General features: G+C 56.3%; 10 protein-coding genes. 9 read left to right on the top strand and 1 reads right to left on the bottom strand.

The genetic code is table 11. From position 1 onward, the window contains the following. Positions 1–180: 180 nt before the first annotated feature. From sdhC to sucD, 8 genes are all read left to right on the top strand, one after another. Positions 181–585 (top strand): succinate dehydrogenase cytochrome b556 subunit, encoded by a 405-nt coding sequence (gene sdhC / locus ACOTX4_RS04700; RefSeq protein ID WP_026080740.1) that lies wholly within the window; start codon positions 181–183, stop codon positions 583–585. After that, positions 579–926, top strand: a complete 348-nt coding sequence (sdhD, locus tag ACOTX4_RS04695) for a succinate dehydrogenase membrane anchor subunit (RefSeq protein ID WP_003858621.1) — start codon at positions 579–581, stop codon at positions 924–926. The genes sdhC and sdhD overlap by 7 nt, the downstream gene beginning before the upstream one ends. Next, a complete protein-coding gene (sdhA, locus tag ACOTX4_RS04690) occupies positions 926–2,692 on the top strand; it encodes a succinate dehydrogenase flavoprotein subunit (protein ID WP_003858619.1) in 1,767 nt (588 codons plus the stop codon). Before sdhD ends, sdhA begins: the two co-directional genes overlap by 1 nt. Before the next feature lie 15 nt (positions 2,693–2,707). Then, the gene (gene sdhB / locus ACOTX4_RS04685) at positions 2,708–3,424 is read left to right on the top strand and encodes a succinate dehydrogenase iron-sulfur subunit SdhB (RefSeq protein ID WP_003858617.1); all 717 of its coding nucleotides are present in this window, start codon (positions 2,708–2,710) and stop codon (positions 3,422–3,424) included. A gap of 223 nt (positions 3,425–3,647) precedes the next feature. After that, positions 3,648–6,455, top strand: coding sequence for a 2-oxoglutarate dehydrogenase E1 component (sucA, locus tag ACOTX4_RS04680; RefSeq protein ID WP_003858615.1), 2,808 nt, complete (start codon positions 3,648–3,650; stop codon positions 6,453–6,455). A 14-nt stretch (positions 6,456–6,469) separates the two neighbouring features. Next, the gene (gene odhB, locus ACOTX4_RS04675; RefSeq protein ID WP_003858613.1) at positions 6,470–7,696 is read left to right on the top strand and encodes a 2-oxoglutarate dehydrogenase complex dihydrolipoyllysine-residue succinyltransferase; all 1,227 of its coding nucleotides are present in this window, start codon (positions 6,470–6,472) and stop codon (positions 7,694–7,696) included. A gap of 85 nt (positions 7,697–7,781) precedes the next feature. Next, on the top strand, positions 7,782–8,948 hold the full coding sequence (gene sucC, locus ACOTX4_RS04670) for an ADP-forming succinate--CoA ligase subunit beta (RefSeq protein ID WP_003858611.1): 1,167 nt from the start codon (positions 7,782–7,784) through the stop codon (positions 8,946–8,948). Next, positions 8,948–9,817 (top strand): succinate--CoA ligase subunit alpha, encoded by an 870-nt coding sequence (gene sucD / locus ACOTX4_RS04665; RefSeq protein WP_003858609.1) that lies wholly within the window; start codon positions 8,948–8,950, stop codon positions 9,815–9,817. Before sucC ends, sucD begins: the two co-directional genes overlap by 1 nt. An 86-nt stretch (positions 9,818–9,903) precedes the next feature. Here sucD and ACOTX4_RS04660 read toward each other — a convergent pair whose 3' ends face one another. Then, positions 9,904–10,620, bottom strand: coding sequence for a GntR family transcriptional regulator (locus tag ACOTX4_RS04660; RefSeq protein WP_063938007.1), 717 nt, complete (start codon positions 10,618–10,620; stop codon positions 9,904–9,906). Between the two features lie 171 nt (positions 10,621–10,791). Between ACOTX4_RS04660 and mngA the strand changes: the two genes are divergently transcribed. Further along, entirely contained in the window at positions 10,792–12,708 is a 1,917-nt protein-coding gene (gene mngA, locus ACOTX4_RS04655; protein ID WP_045896876.1) for a PTS 2-O-a-mannosyl-D-glycerate transporter subunit IIABC, read from the top strand. Positions 12,709–12,731: the final 23 nt, after the last annotated feature.

The raw sequence follows: 12,731 nt of genomic DNA, 5'->3' as shown, positions 1-12,731 counted from the left end.
TTTTGTGAACGGCCTATACTGCCGCCAGGTCTCCGGAACACCCTGCAATCCCGAGCCACCCAGCGTTGTAACGTGTCGTTTTAGCATTTGGAAGCAATGTTTTGCATGACGCGCAGTTATAGAAAAGGAACGCTGTCTGACCCGCATCGCAGTCCGGAGGAAGGAAACAATAAGAACAGCATGTGGGCGTTATTCATGATAAGAAATGTGAAAAAACAAAGACCTGTCAATCTGGATCTCAAAACGATCCGATTCCCTGTAACAGCAATAGCGTCCATTCTGCACCGTGTTTCTGGTGTGATTACGTTTGTGGCGGTCGGTATCTTGCTGTGGTTACTGGGAACCAGCCTCTCATCCCCTGAAGGATTCCTCCAGGCCTCAGCCATCATGAACAGCTTCTTCGTGAAATTTATCATGTGGGGCATTCTGACCGCGCTGGCCTATCACGTGGTTGGTGGCGTTCGCCATATGCTGATGGACTTTGGCTACCTGGAAGAGACGTTCGAGGCCGGTAAACGTACCGCTAACATTTCATTTGTGATCACTGTCGTGCTTTCACTTCTCGCAGGAGTTCTCGTATGGTAAGCAACGCCTCCGCATTAGGACGCAACGGCGTACATGACTTCATCCTGGTCCGTGCTACCGCCATCGTTCTCACCCTTTACATCATCTATATGATCGGTTTCTTCGCGACCAGCGGGACGCTGACGTGGGAAATCTGGAGTGGTTTCTTCGGATCGGCCTTCACCAAAGTGTTCACCCTGCTGGCCCTGTTCTCCATCCTTATTCATGCCTGGATTGGCATGTGGCAGGTGTTGACCGATTACGTTAAACCGCTGGCGATTCGCCTTCCGCTGCAACTGATTATTGTTGTTGCTCTGCTGGTTTACGTCATTTATGGATTTGTTGTGGTGTGGGGTGTGTAATGAAACTGCCAGTCAGAGAATTTGATGCTGTTGTGATTGGTGCGGGTGGCGCAGGTATGCGCGCCGCACTGCAAATTTCCCAGAGCGGCCAGACCTGTGCGCTGCTCTCTAAAGTATTCCCGACCCGTTCCCACACAGTGTCTGCGCAGGGCGGTATCACCGTTGCGCTGGGTAATTCCCATGAAGATAACTGGGAATGGCACATGTACGATACGGTAAAAGGTTCCGATTACATCGGTGACCAGGATGCCATCGAATATATGTGTAAAACCGGCCCGGAAGCGATTCTGGAGCTGGACCACATGGGTCTGCCGTTCTCCCGTCTGGAAAATGGCACCATCTATCAGCGTCCGTTTGGCGGCCAGTCGAAAAACTTCGGCGGCGAGCAGGCGGCACGTACCGCAGCGGCGGCTGACCGTACCGGCCACGCGCTGCTGCACACGTTATATCAGCAGAACCTGAAAAACCACACCACCATCTTCTCCGAGTGGTATGCGCTGGATCTGGTGAAAAACGCCGATGGCGCCGTGGTGGGTTGTACCGCCCTGTGCATCGAAACTGGTGAAGTGGTCTACTTCAAAGCCCGCGCTACGGTGCTGGCGACCGGCGGTGCAGGCCGTATTTACCAGTCCACCACCAACGCCCACATCAACACCGGTGATGGTGTCGGTATGGCTATCCGCGCGGGCGTGCCGGTCCAGGACATGGAGATGTGGCAGTTCCACCCAACCGGTATCGCCGGGGCGGGCGTACTGGTGACAGAAGGCTGCCGTGGTGAAGGTGGCTACCTGCTGAACAAACATGGCGAGCGCTTCATGGAGCGTTATGCGCCAAACGCGAAAGACCTGGCGGGCCGTGACGTGGTGGCGCGTTCCATCATGATCGAAATTCGTGAAGGCCGAGGCTGTGACGGCCCTTGGGGTCCACACGCGAAGCTGAAACTCGACCATCTGGGTAAAGAAGTGCTGGAATCCCGTCTGCCGGGCATTCTGGAGCTGTCCCGCACCTTCGCGCACGTCGACCCGGTGAAAGAGCCAATTCCGGTTATCCCAACCTGTCACTACATGATGGGCGGTATTCCGACCAAAGTGACCGGTCAGGCGCTGACCGTGAACGAGCAGGGCGAAGACGTGGTCATCCCTGGCCTGTTCGCGGTAGGCGAAATCGCCTGCGTATCCGTGCACGGCGCAAACCGTCTGGGCGGCAACTCCCTGCTGGACCTGGTGGTATTTGGTCGTGCGGTGGGGCTGCATCTCCAGGAATCTATTGCCGAGCAGGGCGCGCTGCGTGATGCGACCGACGACGAAATCGATGCCTCTCTTGAGCGCCTCAACCGCTGGAACGGCAACCGTAACGGCGAAGATCCGGTGGAAATTCGTAAAGCGCTGCAAGAGTGTATGCAGCACAACTTCTCGGTATTCCGTGAAGGTGACGCGATGGCCAAAGGGCTTGAGCAGCTGAAAGCGATTCGCGAGCGTCTGAAGAATGCCCGTCTGGACGATACCTCCAGCGAGTTCAACACCCAGCGCGTTGAGTGCCTTGAGCTGGATAACCTGATGGAAACCGCGTTCGCCACTGCGATGTCGGCAAACTTCCGTACCGAAAGCCGTGGCGCCCATAGCCGCTTCGACTTCCCGGATCGTGATGACGAAAACTGGCTGTGCCATTCCCTGTATCTGCCAGAGTCGGAAACCATGACGCGTCGTAGCGTTAATATGGAACCGAAACTGCGTCCGGCGTTCCCGCCGAAGATTCGTACTTACTAATGCGGAGACAGGATAATGAAACTCGAATTCTCAGTTTATCGTTATAACCCGGATGTAGACGATGCTCCGCGTATGCAGGATTACACCCTCGAAGCGGAAGAAGGTCGCGACATGATGCTGCTGGATGCCTTAATCCAGCTGAAAGAGAAAGATCCTACGCTGTCGTTCCGTCGCTCCTGCCGTGAAGGGGTGTGTGGTTCTGACGGTGTGAACATGAACGGCAAAAATGGCCTGGCCTGCATCACGCCAATTTCAGCGCTAAACCGCCCTGGCCAGAAAATTGTTATCCGTCCTCTGCCTGGCCTGCCGGTCGTGCGTGATTTGGTGGTGGACATGGGGCAATTCTATGCACAATATGAGAAGATTAAGCCTTACTTATTGAATAATGGGCAAAATCCACCCGCTCGCGAGCACTTACAGTCTCCTGAGCAGCGTGAAAAACTCGATGGGTTGTACGAGTGTATTCTCTGTGCATGCTGTTCAACGTCATGCCCGTCGTTCTGGTGGAATCCGGATAAATTTATCGGCCCTGCGGGTCTGCTGGCTGCCTATCGCTTCCTGATCGACAGCCGCGATACCGAAACCGAGAATCGTCTGGAAGGGCTAAGTGACGCTTTCAGCGTATTCCGCTGCCATAGCATCATGAACTGCGTCAGTGTGTGTCCTAAGGGGCTGAACCCAACGCGCGCCATCGGCCATATTAAGTCGATGTTGTTGCAGCGCAGTGCGTAAGTAGTGAGAGGGGAGCGCTGTTCCCCTCACCCTAACCCTCTCCCAAAGGGAGAGGGGACAGATTGCAGAAACCTTTAAAAACTGCCCTGAAGTTTAGACAGTTTCTAAAGGTTCCTTCGCGGGCCAAATGAAAAGAGCTCGCAGGTGAACCCCGGCACGTACACGTGGTGTGCGTGGTAGTTTCTACGGCGAAAGTAAGCATAAAAATGCTTAAGGGATCACGATGCAGAACGGCGCAATGAAAGCCTGGCTGGACTCTTCTTACCTCTCTGGTTCAAACCAGAGCTGGATAGAACAGCTCTATGAAGACTTCTTAACCGATCCTGACTCAGTGGACGCAAACTGGCGTTCCATGTTCCAGCAGTTGCCTGGTACAGGGGTCAAACCGGATCAATTCCATTCAAAAACACGTGATTATTTCCGTCGTCTGGCGAAGGATGCCTCACGTTACTCTTCTGCGATTTCCGACCCTGACACCAATGCGAAGCAGGTAAAAGTCCTGCAACTTATCAACGCTTATCGCTTCCGTGGTCACCAGCATGCGAATCTCGATCCGCTGGGACTGTGGCAGCAGGAACGTGTAGCGGATCTCGATCCGGCTTATCACGATCTGACCGAGGCCGATTTCCAGGAAAGCTTTAACGTAGGTTCTTTTGCCATCGGCAAAGACACGATGAAGCTGGGCGATCTGATTGACGCGCTCAAGCAAACCTACTGCGGCTCCATCGGCGCGGAATATATGCACATTACCTCCACCGAAGAGAAACGCTGGATCCAGCAGCGTATCGAATCCGTGGCAGGCCACGCGAATTTCTCAGCAGAAGAGAAAAAACGTTTCCTCAGCGAACTGACCGCAGCGGAAGGCCTTGAGCGCTATCTGGGCGCGAAATTCCCTGGCGCAAAACGCTTCTCACTGGAGGGCGGCGATGCGTTAGTCCCGATGCTGAAAGAGCTGATTCGTCATGCCGGTAAGAGCGGTACGCGCGAAGTGGTGCTGGGCATGGCGCACCGTGGACGCCTTAACGTGCTGGTTAACGTGCTGGGTAAAAAGCCGCAGGATCTGTTCGACGAATTTGCGGGTAAACATAAAGAGCACCTCGGCACCGGTGACGTGAAGTACCACATGGGCTTCTCGTCGGATATCGAAACCGAGGGCGGTCAGGTTCACCTGGCGCTGGCATTTAACCCGTCGCACCTGGAAATCGTTAGCCCGGTGGTTATCGGTTCCGTGCGTGCGCGTCTGGATCGTCTGGACGAGCCGAGCAGCAATAAAGTGCTGCCAATCACCATTCACGGTGATGCGGCGGTCACAGGGCAGGGCGTGGTTCAGGAAACCCTGAACATGTCGAAAGCGCGTGGTTATGAAGTGGGCGGTACCGTTCGCATCGTAATCAACAACCAGGTGGGCTTCACCACCTCTAACCCGCTGGATGCGCGTTCCACCCCGTACTGCACCGACATCGGTAAAATGGTTCAGGCGCCAATTTTCCACGTTAACGCGGATGATCCTGAAGCCGTTGCTTTCGTTACCCGTCTGGCGCTGGACTTCCGTAACACCTTCAAGCGCGACGTGTTCATTGACCTCTTCTGCTACCGCCGTCACGGCCACAACGAAGCGGATGAGCCAAGTGCAACCCAGCCGCTGATGTACCAGAAAATCAAAAAACATCCGACGCCGCGTAAAATCTATGCTGACAAGCTGGAAAGCGAAAAAGTGGCGACGCTGGAAGATGCGACCGAAATGGTCAATCTTTATCGCGACGCGCTGGACGCGGGTGAATGCGTGGTCAAAGAGCTGCGTCCAATGAACATGCACTCCTTTACCTGGTCGCCGTACCTCAACCACGAGTGGGACGAGAGCTATCCGAACAAGGTTGAGATGAAGCGTTTGCAGGAGCTGGCTAAACGCATCAGCACCGTGCCGGAAGCGATCGAGATGCAGTCCCGCGTGGCCAAGATCTATGGCGATCGCCAGGCCATGGCGGCGGGTGAGAAGCTGTTCGACTGGGGCGGGGCGGAAACGCTGGCCTATGCGACGCTGGTTGACGAAGGTATTCCGGTTCGTCTGTCCGGTGAAGATGCGGGTCGTGGCACCTTCTTCCACCGTCACGCGGTTGTGCATAACCAGTCTAACGGTTCAACGTATACTCCGCTTCAGCACGTGCATAACGGTCAGGGCCAGTTCAAGGTCTGGGACTCCGTGCTGTCAGAAGAAGCGGTTCTGGCCTTCGAATACGGCTATGCCACCGCAGAACCCCGCACCCTGACTATCTGGGAAGCGCAGTTCGGTGACTTCGCCAACGGTGCGCAGGTGGTTATCGACCAGTTCATCTCCTCCGGTGAGCAGAAGTGGGGCCGTATGTGCGGTCTGGTGATGCTGCTGCCGCACGGCTATGAAGGACAAGGGCCGGAGCACTCCTCCGCGCGTCTGGAGCGTTATCTGCAACTCTGCGCCGAGCAGAACATGCAGGTTTGCGTGCCGTCCACTCCGGCTCAGGTTTACCACATGCTGCGTCGTCAGGCGCTGCGCGGTATGCGCCGTCCGCTGGTAGTCATGTCGCCAAAATCCCTGCTGCGCCATCCACTGGCGGTCTCCAGCCTGGAAGAGCTGGCAAACGGCACCTTCCTGCCGGCCATCGGTGAAATTGACGAGCTGGATCCGCAGGCCGTTAAGCGTGTCGTAATGTGTTCTGGTAAGGTTTATTACGACCTGCTGGAACAGCGCCGTAAGAACGATCAGAAAGATGTCGCCATCGTGCGTATCGAACAGCTTTATCCGTTCCCGCATCAGGCGATGCAGGAAGTGCTGAAACAGTACGCTCACGTTCATGATTTTGTCTGGTGCCAGGAAGAGCCGCTCAACCAGGGCGCATGGTATTGCAGCCAGCATCATTTCCGTGAAGTGATTCCATTTGGGTCTGCCCTGCGTTATGCAGGTCGCCCGGCCTCCGCCTCTCCGGCGGTAGGGTATATGTCCGTTCACCAGAAGCAGCAACAAGATCTGGTCAATGACGCGCTGAACGTCGATTAATTAAAGGATACATAATGAGTAGCGTAGATATTCTTGTTCCCGACCTGCCTGAGTCCGTAGCAGATGCAACCGTCGCCACCTGGCACAAAAAACCAGGCGACGCGGTAACCCGTGACGAAGTGCTGGTAGAAATCGAAACTGACAAAGTGGTACTGGAAGTACCGGCTTCAGCGGATGGCATTCTGGATGCAGTCCTGGAAGATGAAGGTACGACCGTCACTTCTCGCCAGATCCTGGGGCGCCTGCGTGAAGGCAATAGTGCGGGCAAAGAGTCCAGCGCCAAATCTGAAGAAAAAGCGTCTACCCCGGCCCAGCGCCAGCAGGCGTCTCTGTCCGATCAGACCAACGACGCGCTCAGCCCGGCGATCCGTCGCCTGCTGGCTGAGCACAGCCTCGATCCGGCAGCCATCAAAGGCACCGGCGTGGGTGGCCGTCTGACGCGCGAAGACATCGACAAGCATCTGGCAAAAGCGCCTTCTGAGGCGAAAGCGGAAGCGAAAGCCCCTGCGGCAGCACCAGCGGCACAGCCCGCTCTGGGCGCACGTAGCGAAAAACGCGTGCCAATGACCCGCCTGCGTAAGCGCGTGGCCGAGCGTCTGCTGGAAGCGAAAAATTCCACCGCGATGCTGACTACCTTCAACGAAGTCAACATGAAACCAATCATGGACCTGCGCAAGCAGTACGGTGACGCGTTTGAAAAACGTCACGGTATCCGTCTGGGCTTCATGTCCTTCTACGTGAAAGCGGTAGTTGAAGCGCTGAAACGCTACCCGGAAGTGAACGCGTCTATCGATGGCGATGACGTGGTTTACCACAACTACTTCGATGTCAGCATGGCGGTTTCTACTCCACGCGGCCTGGTAACCCCGGTTCTGCGTGACGTAGATACCCTGGGTATGGCTGACATTGAGAAGAAAATCAAAGAGCTGGCCGTGAAAGGCCGCGACGGCAAGCTGACCGTTGAGGACCTGACCGGCGGTAACTTCACCATTACCAACGGCGGCGTGTTCGGCTCGCTGATGTCTACCCCGATCATCAACCCGCCGCAGAGCGCGATCCTGGGTATGCACGCCATTAAAGATCGTCCAATGGCGGTAGACGGTAAAGTGGAGATCCTGCCGATGATGTACCTGGCGCTCTCTTACGATCACCGCCTGATCGACGGCCGCGAGTCCGTGGGCTTCCTGGTTGCCATTAAAGAGCTGCTGGAAGATCCAACGCGTCTGCTGCTGGACGTCTAGTTTTTGCAGTCTTGCCCGGCGGCGCGTTGCTTGCCGGGCTTACAAAAGCACTACCTAACGATTACCTGAAGGATGGATAGAACACATGAACTTACATGAATATCAGGCCAAACAGCTGTTTGCCCGGTATGGCTTACCGGCTCCGGTGGGTTATGCCTGTACTACCCCGCGTGAAGCAGAAGAAGCCGCGTCTAAAATCGGTGCCGGCCCGTGGGTAGTTAAATGTCAGGTTCACGCTGGTGGCCGTGGTAAAGCGGGCGGTGTGAAGGTTGTTAAGAGCAAAGAAGAGATCCGTGCGTTTGCTGAACATTGGCTCGGCAAGCGTCTGGTAACCTACCAGACAGATGCGAACGGCCAGCCGGTTAACCAGATCCTGGTTGAAGCGGCGACCGACATCGCGAAAGAACTGTACCTCGGCGCAGTCGTAGACCGTAGCTCCCGTCGCGTGGTGTTCATGGCGTCTACCGAAGGCGGTGTGGAAATCGAAAAAGTGGCGGAAGAGACCCCACACCTGATCCACAAAGTGGCTATCGATCCGCTGGCGGGCCCAATGCCTTACCAGGGTCGTGAGCTGGCGTTCAAACTGGGTCTGGAAGGCAAGCTGGTTCAGCAGTTCACCAAGATCTTCATGGGTCTGGCGACCATCTTCCTGGAGCGCGATCTGGCGCTGATCGAGATCAACCCGCTGGTGATCACCACCCAGGGTGACCTGATCTGCCTCGACGGCAAGCTGGGCGCTGACGGCAACGCGCTGTTCCGCCAGTCCGATCTGCGCGAAATGCGCGACCAGTCTCAGGAAGATCCGCGTGAAGCGCAGGCTGCACAGTGGGAACTGAACTACGTGGCGCTGGATGGCAACATCGGCTGCATGGTTAACGGTGCGGGTCTGGCAATGGGCACCATGGACATCGTTAAGCTGCACGGCGGTGAGCCAGCGAACTTCCTCGACGTGGGCGGTGGCGCAACCAAAGAGCGCGTAACCGAAGCGTTCAAAATCATTCTCTCTGACAGCAACGTGAAAGCGGTTCTGGTGAACATCTTCGGCGGTATCGTACGTTGCGACCTGATCGCCGACGGTATCATCGGCGCGGTAGAAGAAGTGGGCGTTAACGTTCCGGTTGTTGTACGTCTGGAAGGGAACAACGCTGAACTCGGCGCGAAAAAACTGGCTGACAGCGGCCTGAATATTATTGCAGCGAAAAGTCTGACGGATGCAGCTCAGCAGGTTGTTGCCGCAGTGGAGGGGAAATAATGTCCGTTTTAATTAATAAAGATACCAAGGTTATCTGCCAGGGCTTCACCGGTAGCCAGGGGACTTTCCACTCCGAACAGGCAATTGCCTACGGTACGCAGATGGTAGGCGGCGTAACGCCAGGTAAAGGCGGCACCACGCATCTGGGCCTGCCGGTGTTCAACACCGTGCGTGAAGCGGTAGAAGCGACGGGCGCGACCGCGACCGTGATCTACGTTCCGGCGCCGTTCTGCAAAGACTCTATTCTGGAAGCGATCGACGCAGGCATTAAGCTGATCATCACCATCACCGAAGGTATCCCGACGCTGGATATGCTGACCGTGAAGGTGAAGCTGGACGAAGCAGGCGTGCGCATGATCGGCCCGAACTGCCCAGGCGTTATCACCCCGGGCGAATGCAAAATCGGCATCATGCCGGGCCACATTCATCGCCCAGGCAAAGTGGGCATTGTGTCCCGTTCCGGTACCCTGACCTATGAAGCGGTTAAGCAGACCACCGACTACGGTTTCGGCCAGTCCACCTGCGTGGGCATCGGCGGTGACCCGATCCCGGGCTCTAACTTCATCGACATCCTGAAGCTGTTCCAGGAAGATCCACAGACCGAAGCGATCGTGATGATCGGTGAGATCGGTGGTAGCGCGGAAGAAGAAGCGGCTGCTTACATCAAAGATCATGTGACCAAGCCGGTGGTGGGTTACATCGCGGGTGTGACCGCGCCGAAAGGCAAACGTATGGGTCACGCGGGCGCGATTATCGCAGGCGGTAAAGGTACGGCTGATGAGAAATTCGCAGCACTGGAAGCCGCAGGCGTGAAAACCGTTCGCAGCCTGGCGGATATCGGTGAAGCACTGAAGTCCATCATTAAGTAAGTCCTCTCTGCTCCCCGTATGGGGCGCGTTGAAGTATAAAAAAATGTCCGTTTCGACATGGTTGGCCGCTGTAAAGCGGCCTTTTTTTATTGTCTGCGTTTAGCCACCAGAGTGAATTTATAGTCGTCGGAGTTAAACACGTTGCGACTGTATTCAAATATCCGGCCGTCTTTCAGAAAGCCACGGGAGACTTTTTCCAGAATCGGTTTTGCCGGATCGAGCGCCAGGGCGGCAATCGCCTCGTCCGATGGCATGACTGGCACCAGCTCCTGCTCGCTGCGATCGATAACCATCTTTTTGATCTGCTCAATGTAATGGTATTTCGACTGTTCCATCACTTCCCAGGTGAGGTCGGGGAACATCGCCAGCGGCATCCATGTCTCTTCCAGATTCACCGGCTTTTCCCTGATGAAGCGTATGCGCTTGACGTGCCAGACCTTATCATCCGGATTGAGCGCCAGTTTTGCCGCGAGCCGCTCATCGGCTTTCACCACTTCGAAGACGCTGACGTCGCTGTGCGTATCGACGTTGCGATCCGCTAACTTTTCGTAAAAGCCGGTGAGCTGATAAATATCGTAATTCACCCGCTCCTCTTTTACATACGAGCCGCTGCCCTGAATACTTTCGATGATCTGCTCGTCGGCGAGCAGCTTCAACGCCTGCCGCACGGTGACACGGCTGACGCTAAACGCCTCCTGAAGGCTGGATTCTGTCGGCAGCGCATCGCCAGGTTTTAACTCACCGGCATTAATTTTCTCGCGGAACGCATCGGCGATCTGCCGGTACATCGGTTTATTGCCCATTGGGTCACGCCTATTTAATACCTTTTCAGGGAATTATGCCTTCAGTGTCGGATTTGTAAATAATACAAATAAGATACAAATTTCGGTGTAAGTGAAAATGATCACATAAATGTCTTATTGGCTCTGCCACAATCCTCCCCAGACAAAAACTTTGGATAGGTGAGGATCTTTATGAACCTGACGACTCTGACCGACCCCCGTGCTGTCTGCGTGCAGGCGCAGTTTACCAGCCGTGATGAGGCAATCCGCCAGCTTGCGACGCGGCTGGTGGCGTTGGGCAAAATAGCCGACGCCGATACGTTTCTGGCAGAGGTTTTCCATCGGGAATCGCTTGGCCCGACGGCGCTGGGCGAGGGACTGGCCGTACCCCATGGTAAATCAGCGGCGGTAAAGGAAGCGGCTTTTGCCGTGGCCACACTGTGCGAGCCGCTGGCCTGGGAAGGCGTGGACGGACCGGAGGAGGTCGAGCTGATTTTTTTGCTCGCCATTCCTCCCGCACAAGCGGGATCAACGCATATTCAGGTGCTGACGGAACTGACGTCTCGCCTGGCGGATGACGATCTCAGGGCGCGCGTGATGACGGCGACCAGCGCGGAAGCGGTGCTTGCTGCGCTGGAAACGGCGCCTGAGGCGCAAGAAACCGCCGTCGCAGAGAATGCCCCGACGATCGTCTGCGTTACCGCCTGTCCGGCCGGGATCGCCCATACCTACATGGCAGCGGAATATCTCGAAAAAGCGGGACGTAAGCTCGGCGTCAATGTAGTGGTCGAAAAGCAGGGGGCAAACGGTATTGAGGGGCGCATCACCGCGCAGCAGTTGCAGGAGGCAAAAGCGTGTATCTTCGCGGCGGAAGTGGCGATTAAAGAGCGCGAGCGTTTTCAGGGTATCCCTGCCATTTCCGTGCCCGTCGCGGAACCCTTGCGCCATGCGGAAGCGCTCATTGAGCGTGCGCTGGCGCTACAGCCTGTATCCGATGCGCGTCCTGCGCACGTCGACACGGACGCGAAAAAGTGCGTTAAAACCGAACTCAAGCAGGCGCTCCTCAGCGGTATCTCCTTTGCGGTGCCGCTGATTGTCGCTGGCGGCACGGTGCTGGCCGTGTCGGTACTGCTGGCGCAAATCCTGGGCTTGCAGCATCTGTTCGATCAGGAAAATTCGTGGCTGTGGATGTACCGCAAACTGGGCGGCGGGATGCTCGGTATTCTGATGGTGCCTGTTCTGGCGGCCTACACCGCTTACTCGCTGGCGGATAAACCTGCGCTAACGCCAGGCTTTGCGGCGGGTCTTGCCGCCAATATGATCGGCTCCGGCTTTCTGGGGGCCATCGTCGGCGGGCTGATTGCGGGCTACCTGATGCGCTGGGTGAAAAACCACATCCGGCTGAGTAGCCGCTACAACGGCTTTCTGACCTTTTATCTTTATCCGGTGATTGGCGTGCTGGGCGCAGGCAGCCTGATGCTGTTTGTGATCGGCGAACCGGTGGCCTGGATCAATAACGCCCTCACCGCCTGGCTTAACGGTCTGTCCGGCGCGAACGCGCTGCTGCTGGGGGCGATCCTGGGCTTTATGTGCTCGTTCGATCTGGGCGGTCCGGTCAACAAAGCCTCTTACGCGTTCTGTCTGGGGGCGATGGCCAATGGCGTATACGGGCCTTATGCGATTTTTGCCTCCGTCAAAATGGTATCGGCCTTTACCGTGACGGCATCAACGATGCTGGCTCCGAACCTGTTCAAACAGTTCGAAATTGAAACCGGCAAGTCCACCTGGCTGCTGGGGCTGGCGGGCATCACCGAAGGAGCAATTCCGATGGCTATCGAGGATCCGTTGCGGGTCATCGGCTCATTTGTTCTGGGGTCAATGGCGACCGGAGCGATTGTCGGGGCGATGGGGATTGGGCTATCCACCCCGGGCGCGGGCATTTTCTCTCTCTTCTTACTGCATGATGCCGGGCTGGGCGGCGTGCTGGCCGCTGCCGGCTGGTTTGGCGCCGCGCTGATTGGTGCCGCAATCTCTACGCTCATTTTACTCCTCTGGCGACGCCAGGCCGTGAAGAGCGGCACCTACGTGACTGAAGACATAACATCCTAAACGCGCACTGACAGGAAACGAAG

The sequence above is a fragment of the Enterobacter cloacae complex sp. IR5459 genome, assembly GCF_049238005.1.
GTDB classification, from domain to species: domain Bacteria; phylum Pseudomonadota; class Gammaproteobacteria; order Enterobacterales; family Enterobacteriaceae; genus Enterobacter; species Enterobacter hormaechei_C.
The sequence above is the reverse complement of the archived record's forward strand: the minus strand, read 5'-3'. Positions and strand labels throughout refer to the sequence as shown.